The organism is Vibrio sp. YT-19(2023) (assembly GCF_033337395.1).
In genome coordinates this window covers 1-21,960 of the sequence record NZ_JAWOQN010000026.1, presented here as the reverse complement: position 1 = coordinate 21,960, position 21,960 = coordinate 1, and the positions used below count along the sequence as shown (strand labels likewise).

The 21,960-nt window shown below is 44.0% G+C and carries 22 protein-coding genes and 1 tRNA gene; 14 read left to right on the top strand and 9 right to left on the bottom strand.

Going from position 1 to position 21,960, the window contains the following annotated elements:
* Nucleotides 1–187: 187 nt before the first annotated feature.
* From R7E78_RS17805 to pepA, 3 genes are all read right to left on the bottom strand, one after another.
* On the bottom strand, nucleotides 188–3,046 hold the full coding sequence (locus R7E78_RS17805) for a valine--tRNA ligase (RefSeq protein ID WP_262640659.1): 2,859 nt from the start codon (nucleotides 3,044–3,046) through the stop codon (nucleotides 188–190).
* Nucleotides 3,047–3,142: 96 nt separating this feature from the next.
* Nucleotides 3,143–3,592, bottom strand: coding sequence for a DNA polymerase III subunit chi (locus R7E78_RS17800; protein WP_031777270.1), 450 nt, complete (start codon nucleotides 3,590–3,592; stop codon nucleotides 3,143–3,145).
* Nucleotides 3,593–3,707: 115 nt separating this feature from the next.
* Nucleotides 3,708–5,216, bottom strand: a complete 1,509-nt coding sequence (gene pepA / locus R7E78_RS17795; RefSeq protein WP_005381073.1) for a leucyl aminopeptidase — start codon at nucleotides 5,214–5,216, stop codon at nucleotides 3,708–3,710.
* Between the two features lie 200 nt (nucleotides 5,217–5,416).
* Here pepA and lptF point away from each other — a divergent pair, with 200 nt between their 5' ends.
* Nucleotides 5,417–6,517 carry an LPS export ABC transporter permease LptF gene (gene lptF, locus R7E78_RS17790; protein WP_005381072.1) on the top strand — a complete coding sequence of 367 codons (1,101 nt, stop codon included), beginning with the start codon at nucleotides 5,417–5,419 and terminating at the stop codon, nucleotides 6,515–6,517.
* 3 nt (nucleotides 6,518–6,520) lie between these two features.
* A complete protein-coding gene (lptG, locus tag R7E78_RS17785) occupies nucleotides 6,521–7,591 on the top strand; it encodes an LPS export ABC transporter permease LptG (RefSeq protein ID WP_005381071.1) in 1,071 nt (356 codons plus the stop codon).
* An 86-nt stretch (nucleotides 7,592–7,677) separates the two neighbouring features.
* On the opposite strand, the gene R7E78_RS17780 is transcribed toward lptG, so the two are convergent.
* Both R7E78_RS17780 and R7E78_RS17775 read right to left on the bottom strand, forming a co-directional pair.
* Nucleotides 7,678–8,157: an RDD family protein gene (locus R7E78_RS17780; RefSeq protein WP_086047050.1), complete on the bottom strand. Its 480-nt coding sequence runs from the start codon at nucleotides 8,155–8,157 to the stop codon at nucleotides 7,678–7,680.
* 184 nt (nucleotides 8,158–8,341) lie between these two features.
* On the bottom strand, nucleotides 8,342–9,610 hold the full coding sequence (locus R7E78_RS17775) for a DUF2254 domain-containing protein (protein ID WP_005385537.1): 1,269 nt from the start codon (nucleotides 9,608–9,610) through the stop codon (nucleotides 8,342–8,344).
* Between the two features lie 227 nt (nucleotides 9,611–9,837).
* On the opposite strand from R7E78_RS17775, the gene R7E78_RS17770 reads away from it, so the two are divergent.
* The 6 genes from R7E78_RS17770 to R7E78_RS17745 all read left to right on the top strand — a co-directional run bounded on the left by R7E78_RS17770 (nucleotide 9,838) and on the right by R7E78_RS17745 (nucleotide 13,522).
* Entirely contained in the window at nucleotides 9,838–10,503 is a 666-nt protein-coding gene (locus tag R7E78_RS17770) for an SDR family NAD(P)-dependent oxidoreductase (protein WP_262640661.1), read from the top strand.
* 190 nt (nucleotides 10,504–10,693) lie between these two features.
* A tRNA-Leu gene (locus tag R7E78_RS17765) sits at nucleotides 10,694–10,778 on the top strand.
* 519 nt (nucleotides 10,779–11,297) lie between these two features.
* Nucleotides 11,298–11,858 (top strand): hypothetical protein, encoded by a 561-nt coding sequence (locus R7E78_RS17760; protein ID WP_029841376.1) that lies wholly within the window; start codon nucleotides 11,298–11,300, stop codon nucleotides 11,856–11,858.
* A 560-nt stretch (nucleotides 11,859–12,418) separates the two neighbouring features.
* Nucleotides 12,419–12,565, top strand: coding sequence for an alpha-amylase (locus tag R7E78_RS17755; protein ID WP_065274888.1), 147 nt, complete (start codon nucleotides 12,419–12,421; stop codon nucleotides 12,563–12,565).
* Nucleotides 12,566–12,575: 10 nt separating this feature from the next.
* On the top strand, nucleotides 12,576–12,713 hold the full coding sequence (locus R7E78_RS17750; RefSeq protein WP_172438150.1) for a hypothetical protein: 138 nt from the start codon (nucleotides 12,576–12,578) through the stop codon (nucleotides 12,711–12,713).
* A gap of 62 nt (nucleotides 12,714–12,775) precedes the next feature.
* Nucleotides 12,776–13,522, top strand: a complete 747-nt coding sequence (locus tag R7E78_RS17745; protein WP_065274887.1) for a hypothetical protein — start codon at nucleotides 12,776–12,778, stop codon at nucleotides 13,520–13,522.
* 267 nt (nucleotides 13,523–13,789) lie between these two features.
* Here R7E78_RS17745 and R7E78_RS17740 read toward each other — a convergent pair whose 3' ends face one another.
* Nucleotides 13,790–14,875, bottom strand: a complete 1,086-nt coding sequence (locus tag R7E78_RS17740) for a phospholipase D family protein (protein WP_262640733.1) — start codon at nucleotides 14,873–14,875, stop codon at nucleotides 13,790–13,792.
* A gap of 208 nt (nucleotides 14,876–15,083) precedes the next feature.
* Between R7E78_RS17740 and R7E78_RS17735 the strand changes: the two genes are divergently transcribed.
* From R7E78_RS17735 to R7E78_RS17720, 4 genes are all read left to right on the top strand, one after another.
* Nucleotides 15,084–16,319, top strand: coding sequence for a tyrosine-type recombinase/integrase (locus R7E78_RS17735; RefSeq protein WP_262640734.1), 1,236 nt, complete (start codon nucleotides 15,084–15,086; stop codon nucleotides 16,317–16,319).
* Nucleotides 16,320–16,421: 102 nt separating this feature from the next.
* Nucleotides 16,422–16,805, top strand: coding sequence for a hypothetical protein (locus R7E78_RS17730; protein ID WP_262640735.1), 384 nt, complete (start codon nucleotides 16,422–16,424; stop codon nucleotides 16,803–16,805).
* Between the two features lie 44 nt (nucleotides 16,806–16,849).
* On the top strand, nucleotides 16,850–17,350 hold the full coding sequence (locus tag R7E78_RS17725; protein WP_262640736.1) for a hypothetical protein: 501 nt from the start codon (nucleotides 16,850–16,852) through the stop codon (nucleotides 17,348–17,350).
* 100 nt (nucleotides 17,351–17,450) lie between these two features.
* Nucleotides 17,451–17,882, top strand: coding sequence for a DUF2787 domain-containing protein (locus R7E78_RS17720; protein WP_262640737.1), 432 nt, complete (start codon nucleotides 17,451–17,453; stop codon nucleotides 17,880–17,882).
* Nucleotides 17,883–18,417: 535 nt separating this feature from the next.
* Here the strand turns inward: R7E78_RS17720 and R7E78_RS17715 are convergent.
* The 3 genes from R7E78_RS17715 to R7E78_RS17705 all read right to left on the bottom strand — a co-directional run bounded on the left by R7E78_RS17715 (nucleotide 18,418) and on the right by R7E78_RS17705 (nucleotide 20,497).
* The gene (locus R7E78_RS17715; RefSeq protein WP_262640738.1) at nucleotides 18,418–18,885 is read right to left on the bottom strand and encodes a hypothetical protein; all 468 of its coding nucleotides are present in this window, start codon (nucleotides 18,883–18,885) and stop codon (nucleotides 18,418–18,420) included.
* Nucleotides 18,886–19,114: 229 nt separating this feature from the next.
* Complete coding sequence (locus R7E78_RS17710; protein WP_255212448.1) at nucleotides 19,115–19,240, bottom strand: hypothetical protein; 126 nt, start codon at nucleotides 19,238–19,240, stop codon at nucleotides 19,115–19,117.
* A gap of 396 nt (nucleotides 19,241–19,636) precedes the next feature.
* Nucleotides 19,637–20,497: a helix-turn-helix transcriptional regulator gene (locus tag R7E78_RS17705; protein ID WP_065274882.1), complete on the bottom strand. Its 861-nt coding sequence runs from the start codon at nucleotides 20,495–20,497 to the stop codon at nucleotides 19,637–19,639.
* 361 nt (nucleotides 20,498–20,858) lie between these two features.
* Between R7E78_RS17705 and R7E78_RS17700 the strand changes: the two genes are divergently transcribed.
* Complete coding sequence (locus R7E78_RS17700) at nucleotides 20,859–20,996, top strand: hypothetical protein (protein ID WP_023585706.1); 138 nt, start codon at nucleotides 20,859–20,861, stop codon at nucleotides 20,994–20,996.
* A gap of 90 nt (nucleotides 20,997–21,086) precedes the next feature.
* Nucleotides 21,087–21,284 (top strand): glycine zipper domain-containing protein, encoded by a 198-nt coding sequence (locus tag R7E78_RS17695; RefSeq protein WP_023585707.1) that lies wholly within the window; start codon nucleotides 21,087–21,089, stop codon nucleotides 21,282–21,284.
* The last annotated feature ends 676 nt before the right edge of the window (nucleotides 21,285–21,960 follow it).

The following is a 21,960-nucleotide window of genomic DNA, read 5'->3' as shown; positions in this document are numbered from 1 at the left end:
GTGTTTGTTTCGATGAGTTCATTATCGATAATAATTCTCATTAATGCTAATGGATGATGAGTATTGTTGCGATAGGGGAAAGCTATTGATGATGGTTTTTGGTGAAAGATATACAAAAAAGGTTGACCATGATGGCCAACCTTTGGATTCAAAGTGAGAAGTGTTAGTTCTTCTCTTTCACTGAGGCTTAAAGTGCAGCGATCGTTGTCTTCTGCTCTTCTAGCTTAGCTAGTGTCTCTTTGTAGCCTTCAAGCTTCTCACGCTCTTTAGCAACAACAGCTTCAGGTGCTTTCGCTACAAAGCCTTCGTTGCCAAGTTTGCCTTCGATACGCTTGATTTCGCCGTGCGTCTTCTTGATTTCGCCATCTAGACGAGCAAGCTCTGCATCTTTGTCGATCAAACCCGCCATTGGGATCATCAGCTCAGACTTGCCAACCAGTGCCGTTGCACACGCTGGAGTTTGTTCGCCAGCTTCAAGCACGCGTACTGCTTCTAGCTTCGCTAGTGACATCAGTACTTGCTTGCTTGCTTCTAGACGAGAGGCATCTTCTGCATTTGCTGCTTTCAGCATAACGTCAAGCGGCTTACCAGGGTTGATGTCGTATTCAGCACGTAGGTTACGGATGCTGGTAATGAACGCCTTCACCCATTCGATATCATCTAGCGCTTCTTGGTTGAAGTTTGCTTCGTCGAATTGAGGCAGTGCTTGAAGCATGATTGTCTCACCTTCTACACCTTCAACTAGTGGCTTGATGCTTTGCCAGATAGTTTCAGTGATGTAAGGAATCACTGGGTGAGCTAGACGTAGCGTCTTCTCAAGAACCGTGATGAGTGTACGGCGAGTACCACGCTGTTGCGCTTCACTACCTTTCCATAGAACGGGTTTAGTTAGCTCTAGGTACCAGTCACAGAATTGGTTCCAGATGAATTCGTAAAGCGTGTTCGCAGCCATATCTAGACGGAAGTTGTCGATATGGTTGTTGAACGCTTTCGCTGCGAGTTCAAACTGAGACTCGATCCACTTGTCTGCTAGTGAGTATTCAATCTCACCACCGTTGAAGCCACAATCTTGCTCTTCTGTGTTCATCATTACGTAACGGCTTGCGTTCCATAGTTTGTTACAGAAGTTACGGTAACCCTCAAGACGCTTCATATCCCAGTTGATATCACGACCTGTTGATGCCATTGCTGCAAGAGTGAAACGCAGTGCGTCTGTACCGTATGCTTCGATACCGTTTTCAAACGTCTTACGAGTGTTCTTCTCGATCTTCTTCGCTAGTTGAGGCTGCATCATGTTGCCACAACGCTTCTCTACGAGAGACTCTAGGTCGATACCATCAATCATGTCGATTGGGTCAAGTACGTTACCTTTCGACTTGGACATCTTGTCGCCGTTTTCGTCACGGATTAGACCAGTAACGTAAACCGTCTTAAATGGTACTTGTGGTTTGCCGTTTTCGTCTTTCACGAAGTGCATGGTCATCATGATCATGCGCGCAACCCAGAAGAAGATGATGTCGAAACCAGTTACTAGAACGTCTGAAGGGTGGAATACTTTCAGATCGTCAGTTTGCTCTGGCCAACCTTGAGTACCGAACGTCCATAGTGCAGAAGAGAACCACGTATCCAGTACGTCTTCGTCTTGGTGAAGTTCAATGACTGACTCTAGGTTGTTGTTCTTACGAACTTCTTCTTCAGTGCGACCTACGTAAACATTACCTTGGTTGTCGTACCAAGCTGGGATGCGGTGACCCCACCATAGCTGACGAGAGATACACCAGTCTTGAACGTCACGCATCCAAGAGAAGTACATGTTTTCGTATTGCTTAGGAACGAATTGGATGTCGCCGTTTTCTACTGCTTCAACTGCGGTTTTCGCTAGAGGCGCAGTACGTACGTACCATTGGTCAGTTAGCATTGGTTCGATAACAACGCCACCACGGTCGCCGTAAGGAACTTGTAGATCGTGATCTTTCACTTCTTCAAGTAGGCCTAGCTCGTCGAATTCAGCAACGATAGCTTTACGAGCGGCAAAACGCTCCATACCGTGGTATTTAGCTGGTAGTTCAGTGCCGTAAGCTTCGCTTGCTTCGCCGTTAGTGTTGAATACTTCTGCTGAGTCGCGGATGTTCGCGTCGAAAGTCAGAATGTTGATCATTGGTAGCTGGTGGCGCTTACCTACTTCGTAGTCGTTGAAGTCGTGCGCAGGTGTGATTTTCACACAGCCAGTACCTTTTTCCATATCTGCGTGCTCATCGCCCACGATTGGGATGCGACGATCAACGATAGGAAGGATGATTTCTTTACCGATAAGATCTTTGTAACGTGGATCTGCTGGGTTAACTGCAACACCCGTATCGCCTAGCACGGTCTCTGGACGAGTCGTTGCAACAACGATGTAGTCTTTGCCATCCGCTGTTTTAGCGCCATCTGCTAGTGGGTAGCGGAAGTGCCACATGTGGCCTTTAGTGTCTTTGTTCTCTACTTCTAGATCTGAAATCGCTGTGTGTAGCTTTGGATCCCAGTTAACTAGACGCTTACCGCGGTAGATTAGATCGTCTTCGTATAGACGTACGAACACTTCTTGAACGGCGTTAGATAGACCATCGTCCATCGTGAAGCGTTCACGATCCCAGTCTACAGATGCGCCAAGACGACGAAGCTGCTTAGTGATAGTGCCGCCAGATTCGCCTTTCCATTCCCAGATTTTGTCGATGAAAGCTTCACGACCGTAATCGTGTTTTGTTTTGCCTTCTTCTGCAGCGATCTTACGCTCAACAACCATCTGAGTTGCGATACCAGCGTGGTCAGTACCTACTTGCCAAAGGGTGTTTTTACCCTTCATACGTTCACAACGGATAAGCGTATCCATGATCGTATCTTGGAACGCGTGGCCCATGTGTAGGCTACCAGTGACGTTCGGTGGCGGGATCATGATGCTGTATGATTCTTTAGTAGTGTCACCGTGTGGCTTAAAGTAGCCTTTCTCTTCCCAAGTCTGATACAGAGCTTGTTCGATTGAAGTTGGGTTGTATGTCTTTTCCATAGCGCTCTTTTAATGGATACGTTGATGGTTGAATCTTAGTCAATCTTTATAAGTGAGGGATCTTAACAAGATCGCCTTAACTATAAGGATTGACCGTTAAGGATATTGAATTTCGATCGTTTGCAGCTGGTAACCTGCTTGACGGTAAATTTTATATCTTTCTCTTGCGAGTTGTTTAGCTTTTTCTTCGCAGGGCACGAAGTCTACCACTTGAGCAAACTTGTTCGCAAAGGTTGTCTCATTTTCCGCCAAATTAATTACCAGCTGACGGTTCCAATTAGGTTTTACACCTTCATGGCCGATTTCAATGTTGGTGGCGTATTTCGGTCCCTCGCCTACGAGGTTATGTGCCATGAACTTGTCTGCATCAACTTGCCAAAAGGCTTCAGCGAGCTGCTCGGCGTGTGGTTTGTCTTGGCAGTTTAAATACACTTTAGCGCCTTGGCGAGCAAAGTGCTGAGCCAAAAACACGATGTATTCTTCAAAGCCAGCCACCGTTGCTTGCGGGCTCTCTTCGTTAATGATGTAGAAGGTTGCAGTTTGCATCATTCTCTCACTTGCCTTGGGTCTCTTCCTAAGACCATCTTAAGTCCCACTTTCATTTTAGAAAATTAGGATAATAAAAAAGGGCCTTGCGGCCCTTTTAGATGTTGTTCAGAAATTACTCTTCTGTCTCTTGGCCGCTGCGGTTCAAAAGGAATTGGACAAGCATTGAGACAGGACGGCCCGTTGAGCCTTTCGCTGCGCCTGATTTCCACGCGGTACCTGCGATATCGACGTGTGCCCAGTTGTACTTCTTCGCGAACTTAGATAAGAAGCAACCCGCAGTAATTGTGCCACCAGGGCGACCACCAATGTTTGCCATATCCGCAAACGGGCTTTTCAACTGTTCGTGGTACTCGTCTGCCATTGGTAGACGCCATGCACGGTCACTCGCTTGCTCAGAAGCGTTTACTAGCTCATGAGAAAGAGGGTTGTGGTTAGAGATTACGCCGCTGATATGGTGGCCTAGTGCGATAACACAAGCACCAGTTAGCGTTGCAACGTCAACCACGCAGTCTGGTTCGAAACGCTCTACGTAAGTCAGTGCGTCACAAAGAACAAGACGGCCTTCAGCATCCGTGTTCAGAACTTCTACAGTTTGACCAGACATGGTCGTTAGGATGTCACCTGGACGGTAAGCGTTGCTGCCAGGCATGTTTTCACAACCCGCTAGAACACCAATAACGTTGATTGGTAGGTTTAGCTTCGCCAGCGCTTTCATTGTACCGAATACCGATGCCGCACCACACATGTCGTACTTCATCTCATCCATACCTTCGCCCGGCTTTAGAGAGATACCGCCTGAGTCGAAGGTTAGACCTTTACCTACGAGCACAATCGGTTTTGCATCTGAGTCAGGGTTACCTTTGTACTCGATGATAGACATCATAGATTCGTTTTTAGAACCACGGCCTACTGCTAGGTAAGAGGTCATACCCAGTTTTTCCATCTCTTGCTCACCAATGATTTTGGTGGTTACGGTTTCGTAATCGTCCGCTAGACGACGAGCTTGAGAAGCAAGGTAAGCTGGATTAGCTACGTTTGGCGGCATGTTGCCAAGGTCTTTTGAGGCTTTGACACCTGATGCAATAGCAAGACCATGAGTGATTGCTTTTTCACCCAAGTTCAATTCACGACGCGTTGGTACGTTGAAAACAAGCTTGCGCAGTGGGCGGCGAGTCTCAGGTTTCACGCTCTTGAATTGATTAAAAGTGTATAGACCATCTTTAGTCGCTTCTACAGCCTGGCGCACTTTCCAGTATGTATCACGACCCTTAACATGCAGTTCAGTTAGGAAACATACCGCTTCCATTGAGCCTGTCTCGTTAAGTGTGCTGATCGTCTTTTGAATGATTTCCTTGTACTGGCGCTCGCCAAGTTCACGCTCTTTGCCGCAACCGACAAGTAAAACGCGCTCTGACAAAACACCTGGTACTTGATGCAGTAGCAGCATCTGACCAGGTTTACCCTCTAGATCACCACGGCGAAGTAGTGAACTGATGTAACCGTCACTGATTTTATCAAGTTGTTCGGCTACTGGAGAAAGGCGACGTGGTTCAAACACACCAACAACGATACATGCGCTACGTTGTTTCTCTGGACTGCCACTTTTTACACTGAACTCCATGCGTACTCCTACATCCTGAAGACAAATTGCTCTAAATGTTAGATAATGATCGCTTACTTGTTGAATTTTAGCTCCAGGCTTACATGCAGAGCTGATTAAGCGACTAACATCTAGTTTATAATTTTTAAAAAAATAAATGGTTCAACGGGAAACTATAGTGATTCGACCAAAAAAACAAGTTTTGTATAGGTAATTTCAGCGTGATTATTGTTAGATATTTGATCCGCGAAACACTCAAGAGCCAATTTGCGATTTTTTTCGTGCTTTTTTTGGTGTTTGTAAGCCAGAAATTCATAAGTGTTCTTGCTGATGCTTCTGATGGGGATATTCCTGCTGGATTGATTTTCTCGATTGTTGGTTTGAACATGCCAGCAATGGGTCTGTTAATGCTGCCTTTAAGTCTGTATATCGGCATATTGATCACATTTGGTCGTCTGTATGCAGAGAGCGAAATTGTCGTAATGAACGCGACAGGTATTGGTAATAAATTCTTGGTTCAAGCGGCCTTATACCTAGCGTTGATTACTTCAGCGGTGGCGGCTTTCAATGCGTTGTGGCTATCGCCGTGGTCTCAAGACCGCGTTGAGCAGCTTTATGAGCAGGTAGCGTCAGAAAACAGCGTTGACCTACTTAAAAAAGGTCAGTTCCAAGGTACACCAGACGGTTCATCGGTTGTGTTCATCGATGACATTAAAGACAATACCTTGAGCAACGTTTTTGTTGCGCAGATGCGCCCTCGAGATTCAGTGTTACCGAGTGTGATGTTCTCATCTTCTGGTGAAGTAAAAGAGCTTTCGGACGGTCGTCAGATCATCACTATGAAAGAAGGTACGCGTTATGAAGGTGTGCCTACTCGCGTTGAATATATGATCACGAAATTCGATGAATACGAAGGTGTTATCGGCCAACGTGAGGTCAAAAAGAAAGGGCGAGACTGGGAAGCATACCCAACGGTTGACTTGATAGGTCACCCAGATCCAGAGGCGCAAGCGGAGCTACAATGGCGAATTTCGTTATTTGTGTGTATTCCACTCTTAACAATGCTCGTTATTCCTTTGTCTGCGGTGAATCCGCGTCAGGGACGGTTTGCCAAAATGGGGCCTGCGATTCTGATCTATCTAGCGTATTTCTTGGCGATCAGTGCAACCAAATCTGCATTAGAAGATGGTGACATCCCGGCTGCTATTGGTATGTGGCCAATCAATGCGATGTTGCTGATTGTTGCTATCATGGCGAATATGATGGACAGCGTTGCTGCTAGACGAATAAAAGACAAATTCCGCAAGAAGAGGCTCGCGTAAGCTGTGTTCAAAATCTTAGACCTTTACATCGGTAGAACCATCATCTCTACCACTGCCTTGGTTTTAGCGACGTTTGTTGGCTTATCGGGCATCATCAAATATGTAGAACAGCTACGTAAAGTAGGGCGAGGTGTGTACGACCTCACTCATGCGTTGTACTTTGTGTTACTCAGTGTGCCGCGTGATATCGAAATGTTCTTTCCAATGGCGGCATTACTCGGTGCCCTGATCGGCTTAGGTATGTTGGCTTCAAGCTCTGAGCTGGTGGTGATGCAAGCTGCTGGTTTCTCTAAGCTGGATATCGGGTTATCGGTACTAAAAACGGCCGTCCCGCTCATGATTGTCGTTATGGCGTTAGGTCAATGGGGCGCTCCTGAGGCCCAGAAGATGGCCCGTGACTTACGTGCGTTTGCGATATCAGGTGGTAGCATTGTGTCTGTGCGCTCAGGTGTGTGGGCTCGTGACGCAAACGACTTTATCTTTATAGGTAAAGTCGAGGACGACAAGCTTTATGCTTTAAATATGTGGCGTTTTGATGATGATAAGAATCTACAAAAAGTTATTTTCGCCGAAGAAGTCGACTACCAACAAGATAACAACTGGCTGATGCGCTACGTACAAATTACGGACATGGAAAATGAAAACGTAATTTCAAAGCAAGACATCGAACAGATGGAGTGGCACACCTCTTTGGCACCAGATAAGCTAGCTGTGGTGACCGTGAAGCCAGAAGAACTGTCGCTGAGCGGTTTGTATGATTATGTGACTTACCTGAAAGCATCGGAACAAGATGCATCTCGCTATGAGTTGGCGTTTTGGCGTAAGTTGACTCAGCCGCTTTCAATTGCTGTGATGATGTTAATGGCGCTATCTTTTGTTTTCGGTCCACTCAGAAGCGTGACCATGGGGGCAAGGGTATTGTCGGGCGTGGTTGCCGGGTTTACTTTTTACATATCCAGTGAGTTCTTTGGTCCATTAAGCTTGGTGTATGGCATATCCCCAGTGTTTGGTGCTTTGGCCCCGAGTTTGGTGTTCTTAGCTATTGCGATTGCACTACTACGAAGAAAGCTATAACTGAAGCATCATCGAATAAACCAAGTTTTACCGAACCAAATGTAAAGGAAGGCATTACGCCTTCCTTTTTTGTGTTCCTAGACAAGTTAGTTTGCCTTAGGTAATACAACAACCTCTGTTTTGGCCCAAATGTCGTGGAAACCACGTTTCTTCGGATCAATCGGCACAGTCAAATTTGCCAAGCCAAAGCCAGATGTCGAAATACGAATCAGAGCTTGAGTTACCGTAATTGGTGCTCCGTCTTTGGCATTGCGAACTCGAAGCTTCCAAGCGCGCATCCCAAGAGTTTGTCCTGCTCGCGTCCAGAAGAACACAAAGAAATATATCCACACACCCGCAAGATAAAGTGTAAATAGAGGGCTCAATACAGGGTGCTTTCCGAGCATATCTGCGGCATCTGCGTACTCGCCATAGCTCAACAATCCTGCTGCATTTAGTGCAAACAAAACGGCCATAACAATACCAGCGGCCATCATTTCAATTGCGATAATAATTAATGTGTCGTAAATCAACGCTGCAAGTCGACGAAAGAGACCAGCAGGTGGAAGAGTTGTAGACGTTGTCATTATTCCATCACTTACCTTAAAAATTGTGCGTCAGAATATAGATTCCCTCACCAAGAGAAAAGAGACCTAACGCACAGAGTCTTTAATTGTGTATAAACGAAGTGACTTTTCTGCCCTACGTTATCAGCACATGTCATGATACACGAGGCCGTGCAGCAATATGTTTCAACTGAATTCGACTCTCTTAACCATTGGCTTTTTGGTCTGTGACCAGATTAGATAGCTGAGAGAGTTGGTGTTTCTCATCTTCGGTATAATGTTGGCTTAATGAAAGCTCTAAAGCTTTTTCTGACAGCTTGATTGCTGGTGACAAAAATAACTTAGGGTGCATACTAGAGAGAGCTAGCAAGGCCTTTTGTAGGCGAATCTGTATTTGGAGTTGCGCTGCACCATCGTGTGCTATCGGCAAAAAGACATCATCAAACAAATCCTGGCAGCTCAATGCGGGCACAAATAGTCTAGGATATCGAGTTTTGGTAGGCGGCTCACTGAGTAGGTCTCCCCATAATGAAAGTGCTCGTACAGAACGCCCAAGAACGTCAATCGCGGTGCCATTATCATTTACAGCCGGAGATAGTGCTCGTGAGGCGATTTCCGCCATAACGACTAAACCAAAGCGAGGGTCCTGATCATATGAACGCTCCGTTCGAATCGTGAAGGCTGCCGTTACTTCGCTTTCGTCTGGCAATTCTCCACAAACCCAAGCCAATGGTTGACCTACGTACACAAAACTTCCCGGTTGTCGCTCAAGGTAGATGGTGCATTGGTTTGCTTCAGCAATACTATCGAGGTGATGCATATCAACATGCTGTAAGTAGCCAATTTCTTGGCTCAAAATAGGTTTACTTCCTCTGGGCTTATGCTCTGGGTGGCTCCATGGGTGAGCACCTAGCCAGCGCTCTTTGCCCCGTTTTCTTATCGCATCTAACAAGGCTTGCTCTACGTATGAAGTGGTTTCACTGACCCTTCCTAGTACGGAAAGGTGCTGAATCCAACGTAGCAGAGTGAGTATGATCATCACGATTACGGCGATAGTCACGATGAATAGATAAATTTGTGCTTGTTGATGATAGGCCCCAATACCTAGCGCGATAATTCCTACCAAACTAAATAGAAAAGAGCCAAGAAAGGTTGCTAAGGCATTTTGTGTTGTGCTGTCTTCCATCAACAGTTTTGTCGCTCGCGGCGTTACCCCTGCACTAGCGGCACTGTACGCTGAGACCATAATATTGAGAGAGAATGTAGTCACTGCAAGCATGGAGGTTGCGAGGATATTTAATATGTTGTTCAACAAATCCTTGCTGACGTTGATGGCAGGGGGCAAAGTAATGAACTGGTTTAAAACAATCGACATTAAGGCGGTAGCAACAGCTAGTAATGCGTAGAGTGACGTCCGGACCCACAGTTTTCGTGTCATCTGTTTCAGTAACCACTGCCATTTTGACCCAGTCATTCTTTGCTCCTATTCAGTTCTCACTAGAAAGTCGATAGAAAATTCAGAAAGTTATTCTTGCTTAAGCATAGGTTAAATGCCCGTCGTTCTGCTTGATATTTCATGCATCACGAAAGTAAGAAAGCTGCTTGCTTCAAAGAATGGTGCTCTTGAGGTGTGAATTACCACGATTCTGTTACCTTAATTGATAGATGAATTAAAAGTATGTGATTGAAAAGAGGTAGCGCATGATTGTAATTACAGGTGCAAGTAGCGGTTTAGGGGCGGAACTAGCAAAGCGTTATGATGCGGAAGGCAAAGAGACGTATGTAATAGGAAGAAATACAGAAAAACTATCCGCACTAGCAAAACAACTCTCTCATAACGTTGGTTATCAAGCTTGCAACCTCTCATCGCACCAAAATGTGAAACAGCTCTTTGATGGGGTTAAACAGTCCCCTGAAATGGTCATTCATAGTGCGGGAAGTGGTTATTTTGGCTTACTGGAAGAGCAGGAGCCGGAAGAGATTCAAAAGTTGATTGATAACAACCTGAATTCTGCGATTCATGTGTTAAGAGAGTTAGTAAAGCGTTACAAAGATCATCCAATAAAAGTGGTCATGATCATGTCCACAGCCGCGCAACAACCTAAAGCGCAAGAGTCTACGTATTGTGCAGTGAAATGGGCCGTCAAAGGATTAATTGAGTCGGTTCGTTTGGAGCTAAAAGGAAAACCTATGAAAATCATCGCGGTTTATCCTGGTGGAATGGATACGGAATTCTGGAAAACAAGCGGCAATACGATGGAAACGAGTCACTTCATGCAAGCAGAAGATGCCGCAGAGATGCTCCATAATGCGTTGTCGAGCATTGGGAATGGTTATGTTTCTGATATTACAGTGAATAGAATTTAAAAAGAGTTTCGTATACTCACTTTCATCTGGAAGAGTAGTAGAAAATGGAGCGTACGTTTCTTATGAGTACAGCTTTGTCACACTTTGTGGCGAAATTATCAGCAAACGATAGTTATTTAAGGTATTTCTGCTTGCGCAGGTCAAAAGCTTACGTATAATGCCAACCATCAAAGGGCAATAGCCCAAAGATGCCGGTGTGGTGAAATTGGTATACACGACGGATTCAAAATCCGTTGCCTTCGGGCGTGGCGGTTCAAGTCCGCCCACCGGTACCATACATAGAAAGGTCGCTTTTATAGCGGCCTTTCGTCGTGTTAGGTGCTTGAAAATGTTCGACTTTTCAGGTGCTTACCTCAAGATTCCTTTCCTGCTATCGCCTCTTTTTTCGCTCCAATAGGCTCTCTTTATCCTCCTTAAAATTTCGCCCATGGTCCATATATGGTTCATCGCATGACGATTCTGTGCGCAAGGGAATCCCAGTAAATCCAACAAATGCAAAAAGCAGCCGTCGCACAAGCCAGTATTACCAAGGGCTTCGAGCGAGAAGAACCATGGTACGACCATGGTGACTTTACGGTGCTATGAGGTTTTAGCTTTGCCTTTATGGAACAACTGATCGTTTTGATAGATAGTCGAAAAGTCGGTTTGAGATAGGAGGTTTTGCTGTGTGTGTAGTAAGCGCGTTGGGGAATACACTTACAATCAATCACACAAATGAATTAACCCCAAGTTGATATCGATATGCAACTGTGTAATCTTCTTTATAGTGGTGAATAAATGGAGCTTGGCCAACTATGAAGATGATTTTCGTCGATGCTGAAAATGTAGGACTGAAGGAGCTAGAAAAAATTAACGCTTCTGTTGTTGATAAAGTCTTTGTTTTTTCTAAGTCAGATTCAGTCAAGCTTGTTTGTGAAAAGTCGTTGTACCTGTTCTTATCTGACTATCCGACAGGTCAGAACCAAGCCGATTTCTATATCATTGCATATTTGTCTAGGGTGCTACTTGCTTTAGATAAAAAGCAGTTGGGCTCTGTTCATTTTGAGCTATACAGTAACGATGAAAGCTTGATTTCAGCATTTGAGTTTCAGTGCAAGCAATTAGGCGCACCTTTTCAAAGCATCAGAACTAGAGAGAACACAGTTGTTCCAATTGTTAAGCCACAGCAGACACCCCAAAAATCTCCTGAAGACAAGCTTCTTCATGCTTTGAAGTCTCCTCGTGCTTTAGATCCAAGCTTTCAAAAGCAGCTAGGGCTGTCAAAGTCAGATTTTACCAAGGCAATCAATGAGCTTTCCAAAAATAACCAAATCAAGCGTAGTCCTCAGTCCAAGAAAAAATGGGTTAGGTGTTAGTACGCTGACTTACCGACCTCATTAAAGTGTAATAAATGGCGGTATTCTCCATCGCTATTACTAACCATCAGTGTGTGAATATCGCTGTCCTAAGCTTGCTGAGTGATGATCTCGGTACTCTCTGGCGATTCGAGTGAGGAATTGGTGTGCCGAGTGGCGTACCGTAGAAAAATATGTGGTTTGAGCGAGTTTCTATGTAAGTTATGGACTCTAAACGCGTTGCTGGTGTCGGTAGTTGTAGGATTACGTGGATGTGGCTTGATAGATGAGGACTAGATCTTGGTTGGGATTTTTATATTAAATATATAATAACCAGTACAACAGCTTGCCGTAGGCTGCTGTTGTACTGGTTATTATTAATACTATGTTAGTGGTTCTGGTGGCGAAATCTGTAGGTAATACAGTGGTAGTTTCCCTTTTAAGCTATGACATTTTTCACTCATCCGTCCAAAATCACTGAATATCACTAAGAATCACTGAACAATCACCGTCCTATCATCATCGCTACGAAACCGACTCTCATACAATGTCATCGTTCATTCAACAAAGGAGATAGAACGATGGGCAACAAACAGAACAACCATAAAGCGAATCAAGCTAATAGCAACAAAGGAACTTCAGGTCACAATACTGCGTACCAGAAAGTTCTTGATAACAGAGCTAATCAATTGAACCCAAATAACTCACGTTACCAAGGCAAGAAGTAGGAGATTCAATATGGTTGATACTTCGGACATGTCACAAGACGAACTAGATCTATGGTCAGATATCAATAACCCGAATAATGATGCAGATATGGATGATTGGGCGGATGCTCACAACCCTAATAACGATGATTATTTAGGAGATGACTAAGATGAAAGCCGATGATTAAATATCATCGGCTTTCATCTTAATAACAGTTGGTTGGCATGACGATGAGTGACGATAAAAAATACAAATACACAAGGCAGTTGTTGAAAATTGCTAAACAAGAAGGCGATTACACGAATAAAGAGATTGAGAAGAAGGCCGGTTTGAGTGGATCTTCTAGTTCTTTGGCATCTCGATGGCTAAATGGTCATGCTTTAGCTACTGAGCGACAAATGCGCTACTTCATAAACAATTATGGTCACTTACTTAAGCGGAAAATGGAGCATTTGTTCTATAGACACGCACCTGATGGAGATGACTTATCAACTAAATTTATAAAGCTAACCGGAGATATCATATTCAAACACCATGTCCGATTAGATCCGTCTTATGAGTATAAAAAGGGCATCAATGTCTTGAGAGTTGTGATTCTAGAAAGTAATAGCCTTTATAAACTTGTGGTTCAATACCGCGCTGGTTTTGTTCAATGGAGAAAAGTCCAAAAGGGATATTCACCACTAATAGAAACCAATTCAAAGGGGCTGGTATCCTCAGATAATGAAGAGTCAAACTGGTACCTTTGGGAAGTTATAGACTGCAACAATACCGATGAGTTAATTCAAGAGTTTGAAGTATTGTTAGGTCATCTTTTGGTTCAATCTAACATCGTTGACTGGGCGGTGAACTGTGGTCGTTTAGATCAAGATACGCCTTCCCATTTTTTTAATCACAAGCATATTTCACCGATGAGATTTTCTTTTTATCAAAAGTTAATGAAACTTGGTTTGCATAGCGATCTGTTGCCGTTTTAAGATGTGACCGAAAACCCAATAGCCAAAGAGGGGCTTAATCCTCAAAGCAGAACTGGATGCCAGTTCAACAACAAATACCTTTCATCATGAGCACCACCTTAGCTTTAAAGTTGAGGTCGTGTATAGGTATTCGGATAACCTTGTACTCTGTCACTGACTAGGTGAAAACGCTGAGGCAAGTAGCTGAAACGGTTCAAGGTTTATTAGGGATAGGGGTGGGTAAAGCCGAACCATATAACTTCGTGTTGTATCGTTCGGCTTTTATTTTCACTTCATGCAATTCTTTATTTTACCTATTAAAAATTCGCCAAATTCTTTAGTTATCTGTACTTTATCGTTACCGAAGTTAAGCGTGCCTAGAGTGAAATTTCCTGACTTCGTCACTGGAATAGTGGGATAAAGTTGTCGGAATTCTTCTAATGCTGCGTTACGTTTAATGTCATATTTCCACCATGAGCCACCGAAGTCACAGCTATGGTTTTGTCCTTCCATATACCAAGGCCAGCGTTCTTTCCAAGCCTCCTGTTTTATCTCTTGATCTGTTACATGGAAAAGACTACCCGTGACTTTGAAGTAACTAAGCAAGGAACCACACCCTACGCCAGTTGTAATGACGATATCGCCTTTGGTTACACCTTTAGGCTTTTTCTTGGAAAAGTGTAAGTTCTGGTGGAGATCTGAGTAATCTCGTCGTTCTTCGAGAAGTACAGGATCATCCTGAGTCCCAATTGGTTTTAGGAAGTAGAGTGGCTCTTTATCTGAGTCGCTCTCAGAGGAATAGACTCGTGGTAGGATATCGATGTCAGCACTTGGCTGCTTTGTTTCCCATGCTTTTTGTGAGCTATACTGCTCAGCGAACATCACGGCTTTTCTGAGTTGAGTTAACGTAAGCTCTCTAAATTCAATGGCTTCGTAAATTTCATCAATAAGATTGTCCAGATGGTCGCTGTGTGGGGTTAGTACCCCCCATTCGTGATTGTAGTGTAATCCGTTTTTAGTGAAGTTTGCCGATGTGATGATAGCTTGATGCTCATGGTTTTTGGTTAGGGCATAGATTTTTCCATGAAGACTATTATCGATGTGAACTTTTGCCTTTACCTTTGGGTATTTGGCATTGAAGTATTCGAGGAAGTCTAATAGTTGTTTTGGCTTTGTTAACTGCTCGGGATCATTGGCTTTGAATGTCGTTACCAGTTCAATGTTCTTGACTGCATTGAAATGAAAGCCATCTAAAAAACTTGTCATATCAGAAGCTAAGAACGGTGATGTAATGAGAAGTCTATCGCCACCTTGATCAACTAACCTTTGCAGATCTTGGTGATGAGAGCCAGTGATATTCGATAATATATACATGTTTTTTCTAGCCTTGAATGACGTGTCGATATCTCATCATATTTGGCTGTGCTTGGTAGTGCATCAATATCGTCCTATGACTGTTCAGTTTTGTTAACTAGAGTGGTTTTGTACCTAAAACCACTATTAATCAATGGTGTACCCGTAACTAAAGACCTCTGAAATTTATATTACTGAAGCGTGGGTATATAAATTAACGGAGGTTTGAATGAGTAAATCACAGCGACTCACCGCCACTTTCCTCAACAACCTTAAACCCAATCCGGCTAACGCTAAATCCACCGATTACGAAGTCAATTTATCTGCTATGAAAGACTCTGGCTTACCTACTGGTGTTCGCTGCTTAGTGGGTAAGTCTGGCGGGAAACGATTCCTGCTGCGTTATACCAGTCCGGTAACAGGTAAGAAGGCATCTATTGGTCTTGGTAAGCATCCTGAAACAGACCTCGCCACATTACGCAAAACAGCCAAAGAGTATCGCCAGCAAATTATTGAAGGCGTTGATCCCAAGCTTGAGCGTGACAATCAGACTACCGTGAAGGAGATGACTCTGGAACGGTTCTTTGATGAAGTGTACCTGCCACTGGCTAAACAGAAACGTAGTTGGAAGGATGATGTAGCGCGATTTCGTTTAGCAAAGTCTATTCATCACATATCGATTCATGACCTAACCGCGGCCGATATCATCAAAGTTCAAATGGAGATGCAAAATGCCGTTACGATTAAAGGTAAGCCTTATGCTCCTGCTTCGATAAACCGTGTTCTAGCCCTGCTCAAAACGATCAATCGTCAAGCATACAAATTGATGGACGCTCCGCTCATTGCTGACAAGGTGAGTTTGTTGAAAGAGGATAACGTGCGCACTGGCTACTTGTCTGAATCACAGCTAAAGGAGTTTATAGGTCACGCTCTGAACCATGAAGACAAAAGTATTGGCGCGTACCTAGCTTTGCTGTTTTTGACTGGCGCGAGGGATAAGGAACTGCGTTTACGCTTGAAATCCGATGTGAATTGGAAGGAAAAAACACTCACTATTCCGCATACGAAAAACGGTAGTAGCCACGTTTTATTCCTAAGTGATTACATGCTTGAGATTTTGAGGTCGGTGCCTCATGTGGCGAATAATCCGTATCTCTTTCCTGGACGCAAAAAGGGTAAACCAGTAGGGCAACCTAGGCATGCTTTCAAGGCTATCAAAGCCAAGATGGGACTGCCCGACATACCCGGAGATAAAGCGAATCTAACTCTTCATTCAGCACGCCATACGGTTGGGAGTTTGTTAGCTAGCCAAGGAGTCTCGTTACACGACATAGCCAAACAGCTCAATCACGCTGACCTTTCATCAACAAGGCGCTATTCGAAGCTGACTGTAGGGCGTCGGAGGGAGATTGGTTCTCGTTTGTCGGATATGGTGACTGCGAAGCCAGAGATACGTTGGGAATGAAGAAGTTAGGTTTAACCAATTAATTTAGAAATGACATCAGAAAAGCCCCTGTTTAGCGATGAGCTGAACAGGGGCTTTTTCATTATTAGAAGGAAATTTACGATGAAAACAGTAAACAAGTTTGAAGATATTCAATCACTGCCAATGCCTGATGGTGTGAAAGCAAAACTACTCGAACACCTGATAGAGCCGTTCGGTGATGAAGAAAGTACGAAAGCGTTTTGGGATGAGGTCGGTACGACCTTGTACTTGATTGAGGAAGGGGATACCAACGAAACCTTGAGTGAAGAATCTGAGGAAGACCAACACTTCCTTCGATTTGTATCTAACTACCCAGAATGGGTGCTGTTGTTAAACGACGATGACTGTCCTTGGCTATTAGCGGTCGCCATAGTGACCATGGAAGGTTCTGGCGTGTATTGCTGTGCTCCTATGAACAGTCCCACGTTCCCTGTCGCCAAGTTAGCTGACCAAGCTGAATCTTAAAACCAAATTAAACCTGAACAATTCCATCTTAAAGGAGGTGTCCAATGGCACGTAAATCAAACCAACAACAAGAAACGGTTCAACCTGAAATCGTAGAAGGCAATGAACAAGTCACGGTCACTGTCGATCAACCAGTAGACCATTTCACTAATATCGTGCGCGAGGGTAAAGCGAAGAAGTTAAGTCCGAAAACGGAGAACCACGTGTTCTATCAAATCGCCTTACATAACAAGGAAAACGAGCTCTATATCCGCATGTCGGGCAATGAAGGTGGCGGTCTACACAGCAAGGAATGGATCCCACTTAAAGACATCACCGCTGTTCTAGATGTGCAGGGTGATAAGCCGTTCAAGAGCTCTGTGATGAAGTGTGTATTTTCTGGACAGTCAGCGAACAACGCGGGTTTTATGGCTGCTTTTTGCAGGGGGCTTGGTCTTATCATCCAGTCGGAGAAGTCAGTGTTTCTCCACGTTATTGCGCCAGACTACGTAACGATTCGAGAGGAAATCCTGTCTCTGGTGAACTCTGAAGCCAAAGCTGAATAACCCAAAAACCACATCAATCCTTACCCACTAAGCCAACTCTGGCTTTCATACTGAGCACTTAGCAAGAGTGCTTCCCTGACAAACTAAACGAGATTTTATTATGAACTTAACTTTTGACGTTGAGCGATTACTGCTGTCTGTCAGTGTCGATCTTCAAGATGCTTTAAACCGAGTGATCAGCGAATCAGGCAAATGGACACCCATGATCCAATCGGTGGTGATCAACTTCCGAGATTCTTCCTACAGTTCGGAAAATGGCGGTTGGCACCCTGTTGAAATCAGGCTTGTTCGCCTCTACGACCAGTGGATCTTTGATTACATCACTGACTTTGCGTATTGCGGTGGTCCTTATCCCGAACTGGTTAAAGATGTGGATTTTAACTTCTCATCTGGAACAGCGAGTTTTTCCTATGTTCCGGAGCTGCCGATAACAAGTAGTGAGGTAATAGAGTTCTACTCGATGTGGGAATCCAACTTTCTTAGCTACGTCGAAATGGGCGTGTTCGATGAAATAAAAGTCACTGTGGATTAGTCCATCGGCAACAAACCAAGTAGAAAGCACCATGTATGTACCATAAAATAGTCGACTCACTTCCTAGTGACACTAAGGCTTCCCATTGTCCCATGTTCGTCATGGTGTGATGGGAAGCTTTTTTCATTGGGGCAAGTTTTAGCAACGTTTACCCAATCCGTTGCCTTCGGGATTCAGAGGGGATGAAGTTGCTGGATTGCAATGGACGGTGGAAACACCATGGAAGGGAGCGTTAATTTTAACGAGTTTGGTTGGTTTACACTGGTGTTTTGTTATTAAAAGCTCCCATTGCTATGTCGAAGCAATGGGAGCTGATGTTTAGGTTTTGCTATAGCGCGTAACGTATAGGGGTATTGAGAACGAGTTTCCATGAGATTTTCCATAGTCATCTGTTCTAATTACAGCGCCAAGAGCGCCCCTTAATCTTATGTTTACAGGTCGGCGCGAAAACTTGGGCATTTTCAACGTTGCCATTTTGAATAACCTAGTTTGATGTTCTTAGGTCGAGCTTATGGTTACGTTGATATTAGAAAATCTATTGAGATAGTTCCTCTAGCATGCTCAAAGATTGTTGCTCTTTTTCATTTAGACTCGAAGGTAGTACATGCTTCTTGATATTAGGCAAGGTGTTCAAGTAACTAAAGAACCCCTTAACAGTCATTGGAGAAACTGGCTCAAAGTATTCCTCTTTATCCTCATCCTCGTTTCCAAGTGAAAACTCAACACAGTACATCACTAGATCTTCTTTCTCGTAGATGATGGCCATGGAACGAGAGTGTTCACAATCACTGTACGCTTTGAACTCTAGAAACAATACTTCTTGACCTTCATAGTTTTCTAGGTATTCAGCACCTGCTTCGATTGTGTAATGGTCTTCGTCAGCATGGAAGGCGGCGATTGTAGTAATCGCTTCATGTGCATGAGCTGCTGCTGCACATTTGGCGATTTTTTCACTTTGACAGCTATTGTGTAACCAATCTGCTTTATTGAATGGAATAGACATGTTCTTGTACCTATTTTGTTTTGGTTTCGATACGCGGATTAAACATGCTTCACTTATAAAACACTAGTCTAACTGATAGATTTATAACGATATTCGTGAATGGATTGACACAAATGAACTTTTACTCAAATTTTTCACCTATTTTCAGAAGCTAGTTAAAACAGGCTAGGTGTAACAAAAGGAACTTGTCACCGGAATCTATGGTGACAAGTTCAATTTATGGCTCTGTTTATCCAGTCATCATACCCAGTAGATAGCCAACGGCGGTGAAGCTTAACAAGTTAGCGATATCAACTAGGTAAAAATACGGACTGGACTGAGTGATTTGGAGCAGAGTTCGTGCATCAGACATCATGGTTATACCCCTATTAAATTACTTCTCCTACCGGAGTTATTTTAGTGTTTGCTAATTAACGACGAAAAATGGCATCATTTTGAGTTTTCCCTTACGTGGTATCGGTTTCAAGTTTCGCTAAATCGTCTCTTTCGCTTATCTCACATAGGTAAGCTCAAAATCGGTACATAGTGGCAAGTTGATGGTTAGGAGGGGCTGTAGTGGTGCTGTGAAACGACATTATGTCGGGGTTCTTTGTTGTTTTGGATCTGTGCTTCTAGAGAGAACGCTAGGGCGTCATTTATTAACGTGGCAACGTCATGAAACAATACTCACGTACAGCAAATAAAGTATTTGGATCATCATGATCTAATTACTCAGTAAGCTGATCGGTTTCGGTAGTCTGAAACGTGTCGACTACTTGTAACGATCCAATGTGGCGTGGAGATCGCGTATCAGTTCAAGCTTGAGACTGACTGGAGAGAGAACCTCGACTTGAGGCATCCACGACTTCAACAAGGGTAAGATATCGCTCAATCTTGATACTCGACTGCTAACCAATAAACTACCGTCGCTCAGTTCTTTCAATAGCTGCTGGTGGGGAAGAATCATACTTTCAAGAAAGTGCGGAGCTACTTCCCTATCAACCTGTACAAGCACTTCAGCATCATCCGGAGTTAGCCACTCCATCCCTTGTTTATATATCTCCTCGTGGACTTTTTGACTCGGTTTGTATTTATCTTCCCGGCGGTGAATCCGTGAAATATTCGGCAGTCGGTACGAATGTAGCTGGTCACAGTAGGTCGCAGCGAGGAACCAGATACCACGGTCATTCACCAAGCGATAGGGATGGACAGATTCAAACGTTTTGCCATTGTAGGTAAGGTCAATAACAGAGTGAGTGGTAATCACTTCGGTCAGCTGTCTAAACAGCGCATCGAACTTCCCGATGGGTTCGGAGCGTGGATTCTTAAACAGAATGGGAGTGTGACCGTTGAACTTGTAGTGGTTAGGCAATAGCGCGGACAAACCCGTATCGTGCAGTACCTTGTTGGTATTCGCATTACCATTATTTCGAGTTACTGGATCTAACCGATAACCCTCATTGGTGCGGATAATTGGAGCGTTGACTAGCCTTTCATTGAAATCGCGTCTCAGGGTTTTCTCACTTACCTGATAATCCGCTACCAACTGCTCAGGGGAGAGCAGTTCTCCCATAAACAATCTCGTCAATATGTCACCTAGCCTTAAAGCTAGCTTTTCACTCTTATCGCTCATGCTACTAGCGTACGGTTTCCTCTGGACAGGTTGAGGGCAAAACATTTTTAAATGTTTCTAACCGTCACGCACTTAGATTTGGCATAGCTTTCATTGGATAAGGCAGGGCAATGACGATGACTATTTTCACACTCATTCTGCGGTCTTGGACATATCCTGTCCGGTCGCAGTGGGATACTACACAACGTAGATTTACTACAACGTCAATTAAAGGAAACAAGTAATGCAAGTGACATTCATTAAGCCACTTATGGCATCAGGTTATTCATGCCGCTCTTTAGGTTGTCCCGGTTGGGTCTCCAAGGGTGGGTCATGCGATACATGTGGCGCAATGGATTACAGCTAAGAAGGAGTATTCGTTATGGGTGGTTGGACAGAAGACCAAGGTGACTATGATGATGGCACAGAAGATTCTGGCTTCAGTCAGGACTTCGACATGGAACCGGGCGACGATGGTTGGCTCGGCGGTGACTTCATGGCTGACGATGACGATGATTAAGTCCCATCACTAAATTAGGCTTATCAACAAGGGCGATATCGAAAGGTATCGCCCTTTTCTGTATTTGTACCTATAGAAAAGGAAAAAATTATGACGAAAACACATTTTCATTCTAACCCTCAACAGCGCTGGTTTAAGCCTAGCTCGTCAACAGGTGTTCGATTCGCGAAGTACGGTGCCACACTCGGTACCCGCTATGGCCCCCAAGGTGTCGTGATTGGCGGGGCGATTGGGTTTGTCGCAGGTGCATTAATCGGAGGGGCGTTGGATGAGCTAGATGTTATCTAGTGAAAAAGTAGAGGCGAAACTGCCTCTACTTTTTTCTTTGTCGTAACTGATGGGAAGTGGTTTCCCTTTATCTCATTGGACTTTTTCCTCTGTGTTCATTTAGTCCGTTGGGGAATTAATACCATTCTTAATTTCACACGGCCACGTGAGCAAGATAGGTTTCGTTTTATATGCTTGAGGTCTTTCAATGAACATTTTGGGTGTAACGATATCGTGAAACTCTGTCAGCGAGAGCGATTGGTGCATACGTTGTAAGATATACCTTATGCTGCGTTTGCCGATATGTCCCTCCGATGTTGAGAGCTTTACGTTACATGTGTGAATTTTTCTTTGTCTAACAATTGTGTGTTTTTTGTCAGGTAACGATGGCTCCCAAAAGTTGAACTTATTGAATAATATCTGACCAGTAAACGGGTTAGGTACGTCTTGCTGAAAGTCTTGCTCGATGGTGGCTTTATATTTTATTCGACTTTTGTCACTAATAACGAGTTCGAGCGTTAATTGATTACGGTTTTTAATTGCATACACTGAGTAAGTGCTGTCTCTACTACTAAGATATTTGTAGAGCGGATTTAGGTTGGTAATTTTGAACGGGATGTGGCTTTGTTGCGTAATTCGATGGAACTAAATCAAGAAGCTACGATCTGAGCGGTTACGCCCATCAATCGTCGTAGCC